General features: G+C 63.9%; 16 protein-coding genes and 1 riboswitch. Of the genes, 7 read left to right on the top strand and 9 right to left on the bottom strand.

Features of this window, described 5'->3' with window-relative positions; genetic code table 11:
- Positions 1–194: 194 nt before the first annotated feature.
- Positions 195–1430 (top strand): outer membrane protein assembly factor BamC, encoded by a 1236-nt coding sequence (bamC, locus tag L5014_RS29295; protein WP_238467297.1) that lies wholly within the window; start codon positions 195–197, stop codon positions 1428–1430.
- Positions 1431–1562: 132 nt separating this feature from the next.
- On the opposite strand, the gene L5014_RS29290 is transcribed toward bamC, so the two are convergent.
- The 4 genes from L5014_RS29290 to L5014_RS29275 form a co-directional block, all read right to left on the bottom strand.
- Positions 1563–3164, bottom strand: a complete 1602-nt coding sequence (locus L5014_RS29290) for an L-lactate permease (RefSeq protein ID WP_238467296.1) — start codon at positions 3162–3164, stop codon at positions 1563–1565.
- Positions 3165–3621: 457 nt separating this feature from the next.
- The gene (locus L5014_RS29285) at positions 3622–3843 is read right to left on the bottom strand and encodes a glycine zipper 2TM domain-containing protein (RefSeq protein WP_238467295.1); all 222 of its coding nucleotides are present in this window, start codon (positions 3841–3843) and stop codon (positions 3622–3624) included.
- A gap of 199 nt (positions 3844–4042) precedes the next feature.
- A complete protein-coding gene (gene thiC / locus L5014_RS29280; protein ID WP_238467294.1) occupies positions 4043–5974 on the bottom strand; it encodes a phosphomethylpyrimidine synthase ThiC in 1932 nt (643 codons plus the stop codon).
- 100 nt (positions 5975–6074) lie between these two features.
- Positions 6075–6214: riboswitch (TPP riboswitch) on the bottom strand.
- Positions 6215–6320: 106 nt separating this feature from the next.
- Positions 6321–6728 (bottom strand): GreA/GreB family elongation factor, encoded by a 408-nt coding sequence (locus tag L5014_RS29275; RefSeq protein WP_238467293.1) that lies wholly within the window; start codon positions 6726–6728, stop codon positions 6321–6323.
- 663 nt (positions 6729–7391) lie between these two features.
- Here L5014_RS29275 and L5014_RS29270 point away from each other — a divergent pair.
- Positions 7392–8387 carry an EamA family transporter gene (locus L5014_RS29270; protein WP_238467292.1) on the top strand — a complete coding sequence of 332 codons (996 nt, stop codon included), beginning with the start codon at positions 7392–7394 and terminating at the stop codon, positions 8385–8387.
- Positions 8388–8493: 106 nt separating this feature from the next.
- Here L5014_RS29270 and L5014_RS29265 read toward each other — a convergent pair whose 3' ends face one another.
- The 4 genes from L5014_RS29265 to L5014_RS29250 all read right to left on the bottom strand — a co-directional run bounded on the left by L5014_RS29265 (position 8494) and on the right by L5014_RS29250 (position 11970).
- Positions 8494–8631, bottom strand: a complete 138-nt coding sequence (locus tag L5014_RS29265; RefSeq protein WP_238467291.1) for an entericidin A/B family lipoprotein — start codon at positions 8629–8631, stop codon at positions 8494–8496.
- A gap of 130 nt (positions 8632–8761) precedes the next feature.
- Positions 8762–9964 (bottom strand): MFS transporter, encoded by a 1203-nt coding sequence (locus tag L5014_RS29260; RefSeq protein ID WP_238467290.1) that lies wholly within the window; start codon positions 9962–9964, stop codon positions 8762–8764.
- Positions 9965–11019: 1055 nt separating this feature from the next.
- Positions 11020–11292, bottom strand: a complete 273-nt coding sequence (locus tag L5014_RS29255) for a hypothetical protein (RefSeq protein ID WP_238467289.1) — start codon at positions 11290–11292, stop codon at positions 11020–11022.
- A 429-nt stretch (positions 11293–11721) separates the two neighbouring features.
- Positions 11722–11970 carry a hypothetical protein gene (locus tag L5014_RS29250; protein WP_238467288.1) on the bottom strand — a complete coding sequence of 83 codons (249 nt, stop codon included), beginning with the start codon at positions 11968–11970 and terminating at the stop codon, positions 11722–11724.
- A gap of 562 nt (positions 11971–12532) precedes the next feature.
- On the opposite strand from L5014_RS29250, the gene L5014_RS29245 reads away from it, so the two are divergent.
- The 5 genes from L5014_RS29245 (at position 12533) to L5014_RS29225 (ending at position 16368) form a co-directional block, all read left to right on the top strand.
- A complete protein-coding gene (locus L5014_RS29245; protein ID WP_238467287.1) occupies positions 12533–13147 on the top strand; it encodes a glutathione S-transferase family protein in 615 nt (204 codons plus the stop codon).
- Between the two features lie 192 nt (positions 13148–13339).
- Positions 13340–13549 (top strand): hypothetical protein, encoded by a 210-nt coding sequence (locus L5014_RS29240; RefSeq protein ID WP_238467322.1) that lies wholly within the window; start codon positions 13340–13342, stop codon positions 13547–13549.
- Positions 13550–13859: 310 nt separating this feature from the next.
- On the top strand, positions 13860–15356 hold the full coding sequence (locus L5014_RS29235) for a mercuric reductase (protein WP_238467286.1): 1497 nt from the start codon (positions 13860–13862) through the stop codon (positions 15354–15356).
- A complete protein-coding gene (locus tag L5014_RS29230; protein ID WP_238467285.1) occupies positions 15353–15781 on the top strand; it encodes a cupin domain-containing protein in 429 nt (142 codons plus the stop codon). The genes L5014_RS29235 and L5014_RS29230 overlap by 4 nt, the downstream gene beginning before the upstream one ends.
- An 80-nt stretch (positions 15782–15861) precedes the next feature.
- On the top strand, positions 15862–16368 hold the full coding sequence (locus L5014_RS29225) for a metallophosphoesterase family protein (RefSeq protein WP_238467284.1): 507 nt from the start codon (positions 15862–15864) through the stop codon (positions 16366–16368).
- 156 nt (positions 16369–16524) lie between these two features.
- Here L5014_RS29225 and proP read toward each other — a convergent pair whose 3' ends face one another.
- Positions 16525–17994: a glycine betaine/L-proline transporter ProP gene (proP, locus tag L5014_RS29220; protein WP_420800161.1), complete on the bottom strand. Its 1470-nt coding sequence runs from the start codon at positions 17992–17994 to the stop codon at positions 16525–16527.
- Positions 17995–18339 lie beyond the last annotated feature (345 nt).

Genomic DNA, 18339 nt, shown 5'->3' with positions numbered 1-18339 from the left:
AACGTTACATGGATGGTGTCAAAGCTGGCCTCGCGACCCGTCACCCGGCGGGTTAGGGCCTTTGTTTGCCGGGCCGATGCGCGCCTGGTGGCGCCGCTGTATCCGGTTTTTGCACAGCACGGCATCTCGCCGGTAAAATCTCGGGTTGATCCACGGAAACTAGCCCGTGGCCTAGCCGAAGGGATTACCCGAACATGAGTGATTTTCACCAACGTCTTGCCGCACGCGCGCTCGCGCTCCTGATGGCGGGCGGGCTGGTCGCCGGCTGCAGCTCGCCGACGCCCGGCAAGATCGATTACCGCAGCGACGCAAAGGCGAAGCAGGCGTCGCTGGCCGTTCCGCCCAACATGCTCGACGAAGCGGGCGATCAGCGCTCGCTGCCTCCGCAGGGCGGCGAAACCTCGCTGTCCGCGCTCAAGCAGGTTCAGGCCGCCGCGCCGCCCTCCGACGAGACCCAGGTGCTCCCGCAGGTGCCCGGCATGCACATTCAGCGTGACGGCACGGAAAGCTGGCTTGTCATCGACAGCCGCACGCCCGACCAGGTCTGGCCGCAGGTGCGCCGCTTCTGGCAGGAGCAGGGCTTCCTGCTGGTGGTCGACCAGCGCGACAAGGGCGTGATGGAAACCGACTGGAACGAGACCCATCCGAAGATCAACGACGGTCTCATCCGCAATACGCTGTCGTGGGCCATGGGCAATTCGTACGTCACGGCGGAGCGCAACAAGTACCGCACGCGTCTCGAAACGTCGCCCACGGGTGGCACGTATATCTTCATCAGCCAGAAGGGCCTGAGCGAGCAGCTGACCGGCACCAACAACGACACCAGCAAGTGGGTGCCGAAGCCCAACGATCCGGCGCTCGAAACGGAATACCTCAAGCGGCTCATGGTGACGCTCGCGCGCGCCAAGCCCGGTGTGCCCGACGCACAGATCTCCGCCGAGGCCGACGCGAAGGCGAACGGCAGCGCGAAGAATGCGTCGGCCAAGGGTCCCGACGCCGCAGCAGCCGCCATCGCGGCGCAGAACGCGGCCGCCGCTGGCCAGAGCACGCCGTCCTCCTCGTCGAACGGCGCCGCGGGCGGGCAGTACACGTCGACCGAGCTCACGCTCTCCGAGCCGTACGACCGCGCATGGCTGCGTGTGGGTGTCGCGCTCGACCGCGCGAACTTCACGGTGGACGACCGCGACCGCACGAAGGGCATCTACTACCTGCGCTATGTCGATCCGCAGGACCTGAGCTCGGTGGAGCAGGGCTTCTGGAGCCAGCTCTTCCACGGCCACAAGGACAAGGTCGCGAAGCAGTACAAGCTCAACGTGCGCGCCGTGACCGAGAACCAGACCCGCGTGTCGGTGCTCGACGACAAAGACCAGGTCGACTCGTCGCGTCCGGCTCAAGAGATCATGGGCCTCGTGGTCGAACAGTTGCAATAAGCGTTCTCGAGACGCAGCGGGCGGCACCGAGGCCGCCCCAGGGCAATCAAGAAAACCGCCTGCGATTCATCGATTCGCAGGCGGTTTTTTTATGCCGTTTTTGTGCGCATTCACGCGCGCCGCGCGACGCTTTCAATGCGGCGGAATCATCCACGTGAATACGTTCTGCTGCAGCCACACGAGAATGCCGAGCAGCACTGTCAGCAGGATCGAGTGCTTGAAGGTCTTCGCGAACACGTGGCCTTCCTTGCCCTTGAGATCCGTTGTCGCCACACCTGTCGCGATGTTCTGCGGCGAGATCATTTTGCCCATGACGCCGCCTGACGAATTGGTCGCCGCCATCAGCACGGGGTTGAGGTTGAGCTGGTTCGCGGCCACCACCTGCAGATTGCCGAACAGCGCGTTGCCCGAGGTATCGCTGCCCGAGAGGAACACGGCAACCCAGCCGAGGAACGCCGAGACGAGCGGAAAGAACGCGCCTACCGAGGCAACGCCCAGACCCAGCGTGTAGGTGAGACCCGAGTAGTTCATCAGGAACGCGAGCCCGACGATGGTCGCGACGGTCAGGATGGCGATACGCGTCTGCACCCAGGTGTCGACGATCGCGGCGCCGAAGTCGGCGGGCTTCAGTCGCACGATCAACGCGGTGAGGATCGCCGCGAGGAGAATCGCCGTGCCCGTGCCGAGCGGCTGGAAGTCCCAGATCGCGCCATACGGCGTCTTGTACAGCGTGATGTAGACGGCCTTGTCGAGGCCCGGCCAGTGCACCTTCAAGTCGCCGATCGCAAACACCTTGGCGATCGTCCAGAGAATCACGACGACGGACACGATGATCCATGGATACCATCCCTGCGCGCCCGGCACGTCGCTGCGCACTTCCTTCGCACGGTCGACCTTGATCTCGAAGCGCGGATCGGCCGCTGGCTTCCAGATGCGCAGAAACAGGATCGTCAGGATCAGCGAGACAAGCGACGAAAGCACGTCGGTCAGGCTGTAGTTGATGAAGTTAGCGGTGACGAACTGCGTGATCGCGAAGCTGCCGCCCGAGACCAGCAGCACCGGCCAGATGCGCAGCATGCCGCGCACGCCCGCATAGATGGCGATGACGTAGAAGGGCAGCGCCAGGGCGAAGAACGGCAACTGGCGGCCGACCATTTGCCCGAGCGCATCGGCCGGCAGGTGGGTGACTGCGCCGAGCACCGTGATCGGCACGCCGAGCGCGCCGAACGCCACCGGTGCCGTGTTGAAGATCAGCGTGAAGGTGAGTGCCTCGAGCGCCGGGAAGCCGAGCATGATCAAGAGCGAACTGGTGATCGCGACGGGCGTGCCGAAGCCGGAGATGCCCTCGAACAGCGCGCCGAACGAAAAGCCCACCACCACGAGCACGATGCGCCGGTCGTTGGGCAGATTGTCGAGCAGCCACATGCGAAAGGCCGCGAAACGCCCCGAGCGCAGCGCGATGTTGTAGAGCAGGATGGCCGTGACGACGATCCACATGACCGGCCACAGCGCGAAGACCACGCCGTTGAGCACCGAACTGATGGCGAGGTTGACGGGAAACTGCCAGCCCACGATGGCGACGACCAGGCCCACGATGAGGCCCGCGAGCGAAGCCTGCCACGCGGGCCGGCGCGCCCAGCCGAGCAGGACGAGCACCACTACGATCGGCAGCACCGCCACGAGGAACGACAGGAATAGCGAATTGCCGATGGGGGTCAACAGCTGATGGAACATGACGTCTCCTTTATGCTGATTGGTATCGGTGCATCGATGCGTGCGAGCGCAAGGGTGTGCCGGGCGTGGCGTCGGCGACGCGCGTGGTGCGCGGGTAGAACCGGGGTGCCGCCGTGAGGGAGGGCGAGTTCAGTAAGGCTGTGCTTCCGTCCCCGATACCCAATTGCAGCATAGAAAATGGTTCGGGAGGGTCAAGGAGGGAAAGTACGGTCGTGCGGCGCGAACGGGCGGCATGGCTTGTCACTGGCACCGGTGGATCCTGGCGACGCCAGTGCCCGCGGCCGCTTTTCGGTGGGGCCAGATACAAGCGCGGCGCACGCTCTTGCGAGACGTGCGCCGCGTATCCTCTCTGAAGCCGGTCTGTGAATCCAGTATTGCCGGCTAATTTGCCTGTTGTAATGTCGTTGGTTTTTTCGCTGCGTTAGATGTGGCGAATGCGGTGGAGCGAATGCCGCCCTTACTTGCCGACCTGGTTGCCGATGATGCCGCCCACCGCGGCACCGCCGATCGTGGAGAGCGCACTGCCGCCGATCGCTGCGCCAGCGACGCCGCCGACACCCGCGCCGATTGCCGTGTCGCGGTCGCGCCTCGACATGTTGTCGCAAGCCGAGAGGCTGCCGATCACGGCGACGAGCGTTGTGACAGTGAGAAGGGTGCGTGCGCGAGCAAGGGTTTTCATTTTTCGACTCCTTTTGTATCGGGGTGGGGCGCCTCGGGCGTTTGCATGCCCGTTGAGCACTACCAATACGTTCATCGTAGTGGCGCGTCCGGTATCCGGGTGTGTGCGCTTGTCAACGAGTTGTGGGAGTCGTTAGAAATTGTTTCGGGCCCCGCAGAGGGGCCCGAATGCGGCGGCGCAGCGAACCGTCTTGCGTGCCTTACTGGCGCTGATAAATCTCCGCGCCTTGCTTGACGAACTCGACGGCCTTCACTTCCATGCCCTTCTTCAGTGCCTCATCGTCGCTCACGCCCTGTTTCGCCGCGAAGTCGCGCACGTCCTGGGTGATCTTCATCGAGCAGAAGTGCGGGCCGCACATCGAGCAGAAGTGCGCGACCTTCGCGGAGTCCTTCGGCAGCGTTTCGTCGTGGAACTCGCGTGCCTTGTCCGGATCGAGACCGATGTTGAACTGGTCTTCCCAACGGAACTCGAAGCGTGCCTTCGAGAGCGCGTTATCGCGCACCTGCGCGCCCGGGTGGCCCTTCGCGAGGTCGGCCGCATGTGCCGCGAGCTTGTACGTGATGATGCCTTCCTTCACGTCGTCCTTGTTCGGCAGGCCCAGGTGTTCCTTCGGCGTGACGTAGCAGAGCATCGCCGTGCCGAACCAGCCGATCATCGCGGCGCCAATGCCCGAGGTGATGTGGTCGTAGCCAGGCGCGATGTCGGTGGTGAGCGGTCCGAGCGTGTAGAACGGCGCTTCCTTGCACCAGTCGAGCTGGAGATCCATGTTCTCCTTGATGAGCTGCATCGGCACGTGGCCCGGGCCTTCGATCATGACCTGCACGTCATGCTTCCACGCGATCTGCGTGAGCTCGCCGAGCGTCTTGAGTTCGCCGAGCTGCGCTTCGTCGTTGGCGTCGTAGATCGAGCCGGGACGCAGGCCGTCGCCGAGCGAGAAGCTCACGTCATAGGCCTTCATGATTTCGCAGATCTCTTCGAAATGCTCGTAAATGAAGGATTCCTTATGGTGAGCCAGGCACCATTTGGCCATGATCGAACCGCCGCGCGAGACGATGCCCGTCATGCGGTTGGCCGTGAGCGGCACGTATTGCAGGCGCACGCCCGCGTGAATCGTGAAGTAATCGACGCCCTGTTCAGCCTGCTCGATGAGCGTGTCGCGGAACATTTCCCACGTGAGGTCTTCCGCCTTGCCGTTGACCTTCTCGAGCGCTTGATAAATGGGCACCGTGCCGATGGGCACCGGCGAGTTGCGGATGATCCACTCGCGCGTTTCGTGAATGTGCTTGCCGGTCGAGAGGTCCATGACCGTGTCGCCGCCCCAGCGGATCGCCCACGTCATCTTGTCGACTTCCTCGCCGATCGACGACGTGACCGCCGAATTGCCGATGTTCGCGTTGATCTTCACGAGGAAGTTACGGCCGATGATCATCGGCTCGCTTTCCGGGTGGTTGATGTTCGCGGGGATGATCGCGCGGCCGCGCGCGATTTCCTCACGCACGAATTCGGGCGTGATCTCCTGCAGCGCGTTTGCACCGAAAGCCGCGGCGCCGAACGCCTGGCCCGGGTGCTGGCGACCCATCATCGCGGCGAGCTTTGCGCCGTTCGGGCCGCTCGTCTTGAGGCTTTCCAGATACTCGGCGCGGCGCTGGTTCTCGCGGATCGCGATGTATTCCATCTCGGGCGTAATGATGCCTTGGCGCGCGTAGTGCATCTGCGTGACGTTCTTGCCGGCCTTCGCGCGGCGCGGCGTGCGATGCAGGCCCGGGAAGCGCAGTTCGGCCGTAGCCGAATCGGCGGCGCGCTCGCGGCCGTACTCGGAGGAGAGGCCGGGCAGCGCTTCGGTGTCGTCGCGCTTCTCGATCCAGCCCTGACGCAGCGCGGGCAGACCTGCGCGGATGTCGATCTTCGCTTCAGGATCGGTGTACGGACCCGAGGTGTCGTAGACGTAGATGGGCGGATTCTTTTCGCCGCCGAAGCCCGTGGGCGTGTCCGATTGCGTGATTTCGCGCATCGGCACGCGGATGTCGGGCTGCGAACCGGTCACGTAGACCTTGCGGGAATTGGGCAGCGGCGCGATTGCGGCTTCGTCAACGTGCGCGTTGGCGGAAATGAACTTCGGATTCGCGTTCATACGTCTCTCTCTCCATGCAAAGCAAATTGGGAACAGCGGCTTAGCAGGAGATGAGACGGAACGTTGACGGACTTCGCTGGGTGAGGTGAGGCGTGATGCGTTGCGAAGTCCGGACGCTTCCCTGCGCTGGCATTATCCAGATCAGGTTCAAAGGGTATTTCTCACCCACGCAATACGCGGCTTGAATATTCATATGAACAGTTCGAAGCGGCGCATGACGCAGGACCCCCGCGTAAGCAGGCCAAACAATACACCGTGGTGCGACGATCTGGCAAGTGCTCTGGCGTGTGAAACGTGTCAGGCGAGGCGGGAAGATCGTAGTGGGGTGATGCTCATGGCGCGATGCTTACAGCGTGAAATCGTCCGCAGCTTCGGGTTGAAACAGGATGCGGTCGATCTTGAACGTCTCCACGGCGCCGCTGGGGGGCGTGAAGCGCACGGACTCGCCGCGTTTGGCGCCCAGCAGCGCGAGGCCCGCGGGCGAAAAAACGTTCAGCCGCCCGGCGGCGAGGTTGGCGCTCACCGGATAGACCACGGTGAACGTGACTTCCTCGCCCGAGCGCTGGTTCACAAGCGTGACCTGCGAGTTCATGGTGACGACGTTGGCTGCGACCTTGCGCGAGTCGACGATTTCTGCGCGTTCGAGCAGTTCGTCGAGCATGATCTGGCGTGCGGGCGCGGCACCAGGTTCGGCGGCGCATTTTTCGAGGCGAGCGAGATCGAGCTCGGTCAAATAGCGGATTTTCTTCGACATGGTGGTTCTCCTTACGATCCGGGATAGAAAAAGGTGGGGGATCGGCCCGGAGCCCGACCGAACGGCTCCGGGAAGCGGAGGGCGGTTCAGTATGGACGCCGGGCGGCGGCGAGCGGGGCCGGAGAGCCGGGGAGGTGTCGTCGGGCGGCGGCGCGCGCATCCGGAAACGCTCCCGCGCACGCCTGCGCGCCGCGCTGGGCGCGCGGCGGCAAAGATGCGGCAAGGTGCACGGCAAGGTGCGTGAGCGACGGATACATGAGAGACGAGAGGAATTGAAAGATTATTGAAAGCAGATAACATGCTAACACGGCCTCAATTACCGTGGACATTGCGCGCGGCCGAAGCGAACGATTTACGGCGGCTTGCTGCGCATTGGTCGTGGCGTCGGTATCAGCGCCGCGTTTCACCGGGCGTTGCGCGCAAGCTGCGCGCCTGAGCATAAAGCGCGCTCGCTACGTCCGCTGCGCGGTGCCTTGTTGCATAATGCGTGGCGCCCGGTCCGGGTCCTTCGCGCAGTTGCTGTAATGGGTGTCCTTCGTGCCCTTCCTGGGTACATCTCGCACTTTCTTTTTTCGCCGCTTCCATCATGCCGTTGCGCCTCATTCGTCCCGTCTCACGTCCGGCGGGATGTCCGCGGTCCGCCCTCAGCCTTTCCGCGGTGCAATGACGATGCCTCCCCGTTTGCCTTCCCGCTGGACCGGCAGTTCGATCGCTCAAGGGCTGCTACAGACCCTGATCCAGGCCGGCGCACAGTGCTGGCGCCTTGCGTGCAGCGTGCGGCTACCGCAGTCGCGCGGCGGCCGCGTCGCGCTATCACTCGCGGTCGTCTATTTCGTCTGGGGCTCGACCTATCTCGGCGTACACGTGGCGCTCGGCTCCTTTCCGCCGTTGCTGCTCTCGGGCTTGCGCAATCTGCTTGCCGGCATCGGGCTATTCGTATTTGCCGTGCGTCGGCGCCCCCCCATGCCCACCGTCGCACAGGTGCGTAACGCAGGTGTCGTCGGCACGATGCTGGTAGGCCTGTCGAGCGGCATGCTGGCTTACGGCATGCGCACGGTCGGCACCGGCACCGCAGCCGTGATGGTCGCGACCGTGCCGCTGTTCGCCACGCTCATTGCCGCCGCAGCCGGGCGGCGTATCGCGAACGGCGAATGGGCGGCGGTGGCGTTGGGGCTCGTCGGTATCGCGATACTCAGCCACGGCGGCGGTGCGAGCGGCACAGCGGGCGGCAGCCTCGCGATTCTCGGCGGCGCGCTCTTCTGGGCGATTGGCGCGCATCTCGCGGGGCGGCTCGAACTGCCGGCCGATCTCTTCATCGCGACGGCGCTGCAGATCGGTCTGGGTGGCGCGATCTCGACGCTGGTGGCATGGATCACGGGCGAGCGCATGGGCACGCTGCATTTCCTGCCGATCGTCGCGTTCGTCTATCTGATGCTGATCGGCACGATGGCTGCGTATGTGGCTTATGGCTATCTGATTCGGCACACGAGCCCGATCGTGGCGAGCAGCTGCATGTATGTGAACCCGGTCGTCGCGGTGATACTGGGCGCGCTCACGCTCGGCGAGCCGATTACCGTCGGCACGATCGTCGCAACCGTGCTGATCCTTGGTAGCGTCGGACTCTCGTTCCTGTTCGACGATCGGCGAAAGGCATCCTGATCTCGCGAGATCATTTGGACCACGAATCGTTTTTCAGTCTATGGCGCAATGCTGGCGAACAGTCGCGGCTCCGGCAAATGCGCTGGCGCCGCGATTGCCGCGCCGGTTACTTCGCCTTCTCGGCGCTGTTCGTGATGGCGTGGCCACCCGAGGACAGATCCTGGCCCGCGCCCGCGACGGTGTTGCAGGCGGCCAGCGCCGCAACCGACGCGGTGACGAGAAGCAAGGCAATCAGGCGTTTCATGAGGGGGGTCTCCACTGAGTGAGGGAAACCTTCTTCAGCACACCCCGTGCCTGACCCAATTTACGAACTCGCGATGCTGGCCGCACACGTACTTGGCGCGGCACTCGCGCGGCGAAAGCGCGTCGCGCGTTCAGGTGTTTGCATCGGACTGTGCCCGCGTGGCGTAGTGGATCCATGCTGCGAGCGCGCTGAAGCACAGACCCGCTACGCATACGCCGATCCAGCCGAACGCATGCCACGTGGCCGCGCCCACTGCCGACCCCGTTGCTCCGCCGATGAAATAGCAGACCATGAATACGGTGTTCACGCGGCTGCGCGCTTCGGGGCGCAGTGCATAGATGCGCGACTGGTTCGAGATCTGCGCGGCCTGCACGCCCACGTCGAGCACGATCACGCCGATCACGAGGCCGATCAGGCTCTTGCCCGAGAACGCGAAGATCACGAACGAGATGGCGATGAGCACGATCGAGAGCGTGATGACGGCGCGCGGGCCGCGCTTGTCGGCGGAACGGCCCGCCCAGGGCGCGGCGAGCGCGCCCGCCGCGCCGACGATGCCGAAGAGCCCGGCGACCTGGGGACCGAGGTGGAACGGCTCGCCTGCGAGCAGCAGCGTGAGCACGGGCCAAAACAAACTGAATGCGGCAAAGAGGCACGCGCCAATCGCCGATGCCTCGCGCAAGCCGCGCAATTCGACCGTGAGATGCCAGAGCGTGGCAAGCAGCTTGCCGTAGCCGAGCGTCGAGGTCGGCTGGCTCTTCGGCAGCTTCTTCACGACCACCACGGCGAGCACGAGCAGCGCCGCGATCGATGCACCGAATACCGTGCGCCAGCCGAAGTACTGGCCGACGAACCCCGCTGCCGTGCGCGCGAGCAGGATGCCGAGCAGCAGACCGCTCATGACGGTGCCCACGGCGTGGCCACGCTGCTCGGGCGGTGCGAGTTCCGCCGAGAACGGCACGGCCTGCTGCGCGATGGTGGCGAGCACGCCGATGGCGAGGCTCGCGCCGATCAACACCGGCAGCGTGGGCGCGGTGGTGGCGGCGAGCAGCGCGAGGCAGAGCAGCCCCGTCTGTACGAGGATGATGCGGCGACGGTCGAAGCGGTCGCCGAGCGGCGCGAGCAGCAGCATGCCCAACGCGTAGCCGAGCTGTGTCGCGGCGGGCACCGCGCCGATCCATTCGGCTCCGGCGGGAAAGGCCTGGCGGAAGTCATCGAGCAGCGGCTGGTTGTAATAGATGTTCGCGACCGCTACGCCCGCGATGGTCGCGAGCAGAAGCAGCAGGCCGCGCAGCGACTGGCGTTCGCCAGCGGATGCGGAATCGGGTGTGGACATGTGCGCAGTGAGGGCGGAGCCCGGCGATACCGGGTGCTGCAAAAGGCTGCCCGGGCTCGTACAGGCGAAACGCGATCCGAACGAGCCCGGGCGTGCCGATCATACCGGAGCGTATGCGATCGTGCTGGCCATGTCTTGAACACCGCGTGCCGAGACGGTGACTGTCAGCATCGGATCTCAAAGATGTTGTGTTCACAACTTTTCGATGGTGCGGCGTTCACGCATGGTTGCCGTCGCGTGGGCGGCCCGGTGAAGCGGGCGCTTGGGAGGGCGAGCGGGGCAATGGTAGAATCGCGTCCGCTTTGCCGGCGTGATGAAATTGGTAAACATAGCGGACTTAAAACTAGATTGAGTGCCCAGCCGGAAACGGCCGGTGCAGAACCCCTCAAATTCGGCGAACCCCCTGGACTTTGCAGTGCGCGAGCGCGCATCGTGCCGAGGCGACGCCGAGCCAAGCCGGCTGGCGCTTTTTTGCGCTGGCCAGGAAGGTGTAGAGACTAGACGGGGGGCGCCTAAGGTCCCGGTGCGGCTCGACCGCGCACCACAGGGCTAAGGCGAAGGCATAGTCCAGCGCACGAACACCCGCAAGAAGCTCGCGGGCGGCGTCGAAAGACGTAGTGTGACGAAAATCCGCCGCCTCACGGCTTACCGGTTCGAGTCCGGTCGCCGGCACCAGGACATATCCTGAACATGCTTTGCAAGAAGCCCTAAACCCGCGATGGCGCAACGCCTCGCGGGTTTTTTGTTGCATGGGCTCGTGGATTCGCAGAAGACGTGGCGGGCGCTCAACGGCTGCGAATCTGGCCGGTGTGGGGATTGACGAGCCGCGCAAAGCCGAAAAGCGCCGCTATCGCCAATGGACACGCGATGAAAAAGGCTGTGAGCATGATACAAGCCGTAACAAAATGTTTCGTCAGTGTATCTGCAAGATGCGGATTGAGTATCAGGGAGAACGACAACAAACCATTGCGTTTATGCAAGGTTTGTGCGCGAAAAGCCGGAGTTGATTGGCGAAATGCTTGTTGCGTGGGGTGGGGTATCTGCGAGAGAACGATTTAAATGCAGTCGAAGATTACCTCTACTGTTTGGGCAGTGACGCCACGCAGGCCTTCGCTGTGCACATCGACGGCGTGCATCTCCTTATGCTGCTTGTGGCAATAAGCCTGCGCTTCCTTGAAACCGGCGCTGCGCACATGATTCCACGAGACGATGTCCCAGCGCGCCCGGCTCGTTAGCGAAAGATGCCCATCCTGTCTTGAATTCACACTGGTTACCGACGTGCATGCCGTTAGCATGCTGAGACCAAGCAACAGGATGCTGCCTTTCATAAATTTCCTCCTGATCGCGCACCATTGTCGCCGCCAAATGCAGGCGTTGGCAACTCGGGGCTGGAGGTTAATTAACGTCCTTAAACGCTGAGCATGGGTGCGCTAGCGCGCGTCATGCGGATGTAGCGTGAGGGCGCTGTGAGAAGACGGTGTGCGTTCGTAAGCGCGGAACACACCGCCCGAAGAGGGTTAACACTTTGTGGCGTGCGCAGCGCCCAATCGCGCCGCCGCGCCAGGCGCTCACAAGCAGGCTTTAGGGCAGGCGCCAAGGCGTGCTCGCAGGAGTCGGGCGCGAGTGCAGTCGCGACACATATCTATGTCACAGAACGTGCCAAGGTCGTCCATGCGCCGCGCAGTAGCGCCACACGCGAGCTGCACGTTTCGCTTGCGGCACGCCCGCATGCGGGGCGTCCGGGACGATTGGGCGAATCAGTCGTGCGCGATGATATCGCCAACCTGCGCCTGGCCAGAGACGAGGCAAGACGAGAGGAAGTTCTCTCCCTGGCTACGCGCGCCGATGGCGGTGAAGCCACGCGTGAGCGCGTCGAGCCGAACGAGTTCCGACCCCCGGGCGCAGGTGACCGCGCCGTTTTCGTGCGCCTGCACGCGGGTCATCACCCGATTCCCGAGGAGGAGTGCGAGGATGATGACGATGCCAACATTGAATGCTTGTCTCATGATTTCGTCTCCTTGTGCAGTCAGACTATCTCAGCCTTTCGGCGTACGAATCCAGGAGTTTCCCGGCGATGCACTGCAACACATGCGGCGCCCGAAAACGCCTTGAAATGCGGGGGAGTAATGTTTCGGCATCCTTGTGTTGTGGAGCGCAACGCGCCGAGCCTTATGTGGCGCGCCTGTGCGAGCAGGCGCGTCACGATGGTCTGCGAGACGCGGGAACGTTGCGGCGCAACAATGGCGCGTCGCGTCACGCGTGCCGTCAGCTAATGAATGTAGCGTTGGACAAATTAAGTCCTGGGTGGCACATCGACACGGCCTCGTTTGAGCCGTTTTAATGTTTGATATCGATCATTTCTTGCTGAGCCGTTAACGCGATGCACATAGCACCAGCCGTTCGAATCAAGATCTTCCGGCACTATTTTCCCGGGCGTGATCGTCGTGGCGGTGGAGGCGGGATCGGCTAGTCATGGGATGGCGAGACGAATCTTGAAATACATCCGCCGATGTTGCACTATCGGCTGTCCAGTCCCCTTTTTCCCCTTTTCTCGAGCGAGGTGCGGCAATGCAGTTGATTGGCATGATGGACTCCCCGTATGTGCGCCGCGTCGCGATTTCATTGCACGTGCTCGGGATGCCGTTCGAGCATCGCAGTGTCTCGGTGTTCCGGCACTACGACGAGTTCGCTCAGATCAATCCGGTCGTGAAGGCCCCGACGTTCATCGACGACGACGGCACGCTGCTGATCGACTCCACGCTGATCCTCGATCATCTCGACCGCAAGGTGCCGGCAGCGAAGCGTCTGATGCCCGAGGAATCGCAGGAGCGCACCTTTGCGCTGCGCGTGAACGGTTTCGCTCTGGCGGCCATGGAGAAGACGATCCAGCAGATTTACGAGCGCCAGTTGCGGCCCGAGGAGCGCCAGCACGAGCCGTGGCTCCAGCGCGTCAATGTCCAGATGCACGCCGCGTACGCGGTGCTCGATAAGCTGCTGAACGGCCGCGCTGGCTGGCTGTGCGCAGGGCGGATCACACAGGCCGACATCACGGCCGCGGTGGCCTGGCGCTTTACACAGCACATCCTGCCGGGCATCGCGGACCCCGCGCGTTATCCGGCGCTCGCCGCGCACTCCGAGCGCGCCGAAGCGTTGCCCGAGTTCGTGGCGACGCCGCTCGAATAAGCCACGGGTCCGCGAGCGGACCCGCAGATCGCTTCTTCCGATTGTCGGTTTCGCCGTTGGCGCGATTGTTCGCGTTTGGCGACAAGTGACTTCGCGTCCGGGCCATTTATCGGCGGACGCTACATTCCTAGAATGGCTCTCATCGAAATGCCGCTACGTCACCGCGACGCGGCGGTTCCAGCGGGAGCCGTCATGAAATCCTTTATCGAACGACAGTTGTATCAGCCAGCACTGGTCTTGCCGATGGTAGACCTCATGCAGCTGATGGTGTCGCTCGACTTCAACATGGGCCAGATCGGGCTTTTGGTGGCGACGCGCGGTGCGCGCGCGGCGCTGCAGCGCTCACGCGAACTCTGGTGCGCGAGCCATGGATGCGCGGCGCCGGTCGAACGCGTCCACTGATTCTGTTTCCCTTCGAGGGACAGATAGCGCACTGGTTTTACGATCCCCCCCGACGCGCAGCGGCATCGCCCGTTTGCTGTTGTGACGTCACCTTGTGAGCCGCCTCATGATCCGGGGCGGCTCTTTTTTTCCCGTTTTCCGATTCGAAACTCGAGCGCTTTAGCGGGCTCGCTGCGCTGTCATGCCGGCGCTCCAACGCGCAACCAACGTGCAACGGGGCGGCGCGCTCGCACGTGGCGTGGCCGGCGTAAGATGGCGCGAACGTGGTGCAGGCATGTGAGCTGCACGTTGATTGCACGAGGAGGTCGGCATGGCACAGCGTTTTGATGCGATCGTGATCGGCACGGGGCAGAGCGGTCCTCCGCTCGCGGTGCGGCTTGGAGCCAGCGGACGCAAGACGGCGGTGATCGAGCGCGCGGCGTTCGGCGGCACTTGCGTAAATGTCGGTTGCACGCCGACCAAGGCCTATGTGGCCTGTGCGCGTGCCGCACATGTGGCGCGTCATGCGGCGGACTTCGGCGTGCGAATCGGCAATGCCGTGCAGGACGGCGTGGAAAACGGCGCGCAAGTCGCGGGCGTGAACGTCGATCTCGCGTTCGTGAAGGCGCGCAAAGACCGCATCATTGGTGCGTCGCGCGATGGTGTCGAACACTGGCTGCGTAGTGCTCCCAACGTTACGGTGCTGCAAGGACATGCGCGCTTTAGTGCTGCACATGCGGTCAGCGTGACGTTGGCGAGCGGCGAAACGGTGACGCTCGAAGCGCCCAAGATCTTCGTCAATACCGGAACACGCGCCGCCGTGCCCGACCTGCCCGGGCTCGACCGTATCCGATACGAAACCAACTCGACGTTGCTGGCTTTGGAGACGTTGCCGGCACATCTGGCGATTGTTGGCGGCAGCTATGTGGCGCTCGAATTTGCACAGATGTTTCGCCGCTTCGGCAGCCGGGTGACGGTGCTCGTGCGCGGGGAGCGCGTGCTGGCGCGCGAGGACGACGACGTCGCCCGTGCGGTACAGGACGTGCTGGCGCGCGAAGGCGTGGAGTTTCGCTTCGGCAACGCGCCGCGCAGCGTGGCGCCACTCGGCGTGAGCGGCGCAGGCGGCACTGGCGGCACTGGCGGCGTGGCGGCTGCAAGCGTGGCCGCGGGCGGTCCGCGCCCGGAGGGGATACGCATCGAACTCGGCGGCGAAGCGCTCGATGTTTCGCATCTGCTGTTCGCCACGGGGCGCATTCCGAATACCGACGATCTCGGACTCGACGCGGCAGGCATCGAGCGAGACAAGCACGGCCTTATTCCCGTCGACGGAGAGTTGCGGACTCGCGTGCCAGGTGTCTGGGCGCTCGGCGACGTGAACGGGCGCGGGGCATTCACGCACACTTCTTACGACGATTACCAGATCGTCGCGGCGAATCTGCTCGACGGCGCGCATCGCAGCGCCGACTCACGCATTCCCGCCTATGCCGTGTTCGTGGATCCGCCGCTTGCGCGCGCGGGCTTGAGCGAGCGCGAAGTGCGCGCGAGCGGGCGGCCCGCGCTGATCGCGACAATGCCGATGTCGCGCGTCGGCCGTGCACGCGAGCGCGGCGAGACGGACGGATTCATGAAGGCACTCGTGGATGCGCGAACGCGGCGCATTCTGGGCGCGACGATCTTCGGTATGGAAGGCGATGAGGCGATTCATACGTTCATCGACACGATGACCGCCGACGCGCCCTATACGACGCTCGAATACGCGATGCATATCCATCCGACGGTGAGCGAACTGGTGCCGACCTTGCTCGGCGGGCTGAGGCCGCTCGCATGAGCGCGCCCGGCGAAAACGCCCACTCCGGCGAGTCTGCTCGCGATCCCGTGGTTAGTCCGTCCGTCAATGCTTCAGGCATCGCTTCGGGAAACCTCTACGCCGGCATCGAATCCGCCGCGCGTGATGAGCGTTTCGAGCGACTCGTTGCGCAAGCCGGCGTGTTGATCGAGCGGATCGTCTCGACAGGGCAGGCGAGTCCAGAAGGGTTCTGGTACGACGATCCGCGCGACGAGTGGGTTGTTTTGCTTACGGGCGCGGCGGAACTGGAATTCGAGGGGCAAGGCGGCGCGCGCCAGCGGATGCATCCTGGCGACTACGTACATATTCCCGCACACTGCCGGCATCGCGTGGCGTGGACTGACACGACAGCGCCTACCGTCTGGCTCGCTGTGTATTTCGGCACGGACGTTGATGCCCGCGAGTGAGAGAGTCGGCGCAGCGATGTTGTTTCCTTTCGGACACGAGGCGCGCCGCATCCGTTTTTTCCGCTACGAAACGCTGCCCCATGTCACGTCAACATTCTCTGCGCGTCGCGCTGGTTTCTGATACGCACAATCTCGTGCGACCCGAACTGCTACGTTTCCTGGATGGCAGCGATGCGATCGTCCACGCGGGCGATATCTGCGAGCAAGGCGTGCTCGACCGGCTCGCCCAGATGGCGCCGCTGACTGCGGTGCGCGGCAACAACGATCACGGCGCATGGGCCGAGGCGCTGCCTGTGCAAACCGTGGTCGAAATCGGCGGAATCGCGATTGCTGTCGTCCACGAACTGACGGACCTGCGCGGTCTGGACAACCAGGGCAATCTGAACGCCGATAAGGCCGCGCAGCGCATCTCCGTCGTGGTCAGCGGCCATTCGCACAAGCCCGCACTCGAAATGCGCGATGGTGTGCACTACGTGAATCCTGGCAGCGCAGGACCGCGCCGCTTCAAATTGCCGATTTCCGCTGCGATGTTGACGATCGGAAATGATGGCGCACTGCGCATCGAGCATACACGGCTGATCGACTGAGCAAGTCGCACGCAAGGGAGGCATTCCGCGTGGAGACGCCCCGAGTAGAGGCGCCCTTGGCCGGACGCAAAAAAGGCCAGCACGCGGCTGGCCTTCCGATGGTTTCCGATGCGAAATCCGCAGCGTCTGAAGCGTTATGGCTACGCTATGACAGTGTTACACCCGCACTGTGGCATGCGCGGCATAGCGCTCGTCCATTTCGCGGGCAACGCGCACCCCGCGCATCACCGCGTGGGCTTCGGCCTTGGTGCCGACGCACGGCGCGGAGCCCGGCAGCGGCTTGCGTGCCGTCTCGCGCAGCGACACTACCGTGACGATGCCGATCACTGCCGCGCCCATCAGGTAGTACGCGGGCATCATCAGGTTCTGCGTGTGCTCGACGAGCCAGGCCGCGACCCGCGGCGTCGTGCCGCCGAACAGCGACACCGACACGTTGAAGCCGATGGCGAGCGCGCCGTAGCGGATCGCGGTCGGGAACAGCGCCGGCAGCGCGGAGGGCATCACGCCCGTAAAGCACGAGAGCAGCGTGCCGAGAATCAGGAGGCCGAAGAATACCGGCAGCAGCTCGCCCGTCTGGATCAGCGTGAGCGAGGGAATCGACAGCACGATCAGCCCCACGCAGCCCGCGAGCATTACGGGCTTGCGGCCGATGGTGTCCGAAAGACGGCCGAACGCGAGCGTCATCGGCATCATCAGGACCATCACGATCAGCACGAGAAAGAGGCCGTGCGTTTCGTTAAAGTGCAGCGTCGCCGAGAGATAGCTGGGCAGGTACGAGAGCGCCATGTAGTCGGTCACGTTGAAGATCAGCACGAGGCCCACGCACAGCAGGAAGGGGCGCAGATGCTCCGTGACGAGCGACTTCAGCGTGAGCTTCGGACGCGCATGCTCTTCGGCTTCGCGCAGTTCGGCTTCGCGCTTGAACGCGGGCGTTTCCTCGAGCTTCGTGCGGATGTAGAGACCCACGAGGCCGAGCGGACCCGCGATCATGAACGGCACGCGCCAGCCCCAGTCAAGCAGTTGCTGGTGCGAGAGCGTGGCCGTCAGCACGGCGACCGTGCCCGCGCCGAACACGTAGCCGATCAGCGTGCCGAACTCGAGGAAGCTGCCCATGAAGCCGCGGCGCTTGTCGGGAGCGAATTCGGCGATGAAGGTCGCCGCGCCGCCGTATTCGCCGCCCGTCGAGAAGCCCTGGATCAGGCGGGCCACGAGCAGCAGAATGGGCGCGGCAATGCCGATCGAGTGGTACGACGGGATCAGGCCGATCGCGAAGGTGCCGCAGGCCATCATGATCATGGTCATCGCGAGCACGCGCTGGCGCCCGATGCGGTCGCCGAGCGGCCCGAACACCATGCCGCCGATCGGGCGCACGAGGAACGCCGCAGCGAACGTGCCGAAGGTCGCAATCAACTGCGCCGACGGGCTGCTCGACGGGAAGAACACCTGGCCGAGTGTGACGGCGATGTAGCTGTACACGCCGAAGTCGAACCATTCCATGGCGTTGCCGAGCGCCATGGCGCCGACGGCGCGTTTGAGGAGGTTGTTGTCGACGATCGTAATCTCGTCGAGGGTAAGATCGGTCGAAGTCGCCGATGAACCGGAAGTGGAAGCGGTCAAGGTCTGCATCTCCAATGACAGCGACGGGCCTGCGAAGCCTCGCCACGGTTGCCGGAGAGTATCGTTTCGCGATAGCGGCAATGTCGTGCGCGAGCGCCGCAAAGCAAGGGCGTCCGGTGCGCCTGCGAGGCAGGCGGCGCACGAATGGCATGCTGAAGTGTCGCGAAACAACACTCGGTCGAATTGTGCGTATGCGTTGCGCCTTGCGTGGCCGTGGTTGGGGGGCAAGACGCATGAGGACGCTGGACCGGCACGAGGGTGCCCGTGAAGCGCCGCTGAAACGAAAAAGAAGGCCCGCGTGGCGGAACGTTCTTTTTGTATGAAAGCGATCAGGAAGAAGGCGTTTTTGGGCGC

The organism is Paraburkholderia tagetis (assembly GCF_022213065.1).
In the GTDB taxonomy this organism is placed as follows: Bacteria; Pseudomonadota; Gammaproteobacteria; order Burkholderiales; family Burkholderiaceae; genus Paraburkholderia; species Paraburkholderia tagetis.
Note: the sequence above shows the minus strand (reverse complement) of the source record. Positions and strands in the feature narration are given on the sequence as shown.

Coding starts and splice junctions, on each gene's coding strand:
- L5014_RS29275 (WP_238467293.1), bottom strand. CDS start 6,728: ATGTCGAAGAAAATCCGCTATTTGACCGAGCTCGATCTCGCTCGCCTC.
- L5014_RS29290 (WP_238467296.1), bottom strand. CDS start 3,164: ATGTTCCATCAGCTGTTGACCCCCATCGGCAATTCGCTATTCCTGTCG.
- L5014_RS29230 (WP_238467285.1), top strand. CDS start 15,353: ATGAGCGCGCCCGGCGAAAACGCCCACTCCGGCGAGTCTGCTCGCGAT.
- L5014_RS29270 (WP_238467292.1), top strand. CDS start 7,392: ATGACGATGCCTCCCCGTTTGCCTTCCCGCTGGACCGGCAGTTCGATC.
- L5014_RS29245 (WP_238467287.1), top strand. CDS start 12,533: ATGCAGTTGATTGGCATGATGGACTCCCCGTATGTGCGCCGCGTCGCG.
- L5014_RS29265 (WP_238467291.1), bottom strand. CDS start 8,631: ATGAAACGCCTGATTGCCTTGCTTCTCGTCACCGCGTCGGTTGCGGCG.
- L5014_RS29260 (WP_238467290.1), bottom strand. CDS start 9,964: ATGTCCACACCCGATTCCGCATCCGCTGGCGAACGCCAGTCGCTGCGC.
- proP (WP_420800161.1), bottom strand. CDS start 17,994: ATGCAGACCTTGACCGCTTCCACTTCCGGTTCATCGGCGACTTCGACC.
- L5014_RS29240 (WP_238467322.1), top strand. CDS start 13,340: ATGAAATCCTTTATCGAACGACAGTTGTATCAGCCAGCACTGGTCTTG.
- L5014_RS29250 (WP_238467288.1), bottom strand. CDS start 11,970: ATGAGACAAGCATTCAATGTTGGCATCGTCATCATCCTCGCACTCCTC.
- L5014_RS29255 (WP_238467289.1), bottom strand. CDS start 11,292: ATGAAAGGCAGCATCCTGTTGCTTGGTCTCAGCATGCTAACGGCATGC.
- L5014_RS29225 (WP_238467284.1), top strand. CDS start 15,862: ATGTCACGTCAACATTCTCTGCGCGTCGCGCTGGTTTCTGATACGCAC.
- bamC (WP_238467297.1), top strand. CDS start 195: ATGAGTGATTTTCACCAACGTCTTGCCGCACGCGCGCTCGCGCTCCTG.
- thiC (WP_238467294.1), bottom strand. CDS start 5,974: ATGAACGCGAATCCGAAGTTCATTTCCGCCAACGCGCACGTTGACGAA.
- L5014_RS29235 (WP_238467286.1), top strand. CDS start 13,860: ATGGCACAGCGTTTTGATGCGATCGTGATCGGCACGGGGCAGAGCGGT.
- L5014_RS29285 (WP_238467295.1), bottom strand. CDS start 3,843: ATGAAAACCCTTGCTCGCGCACGCACCCTTCTCACTGTCACAACGCTC.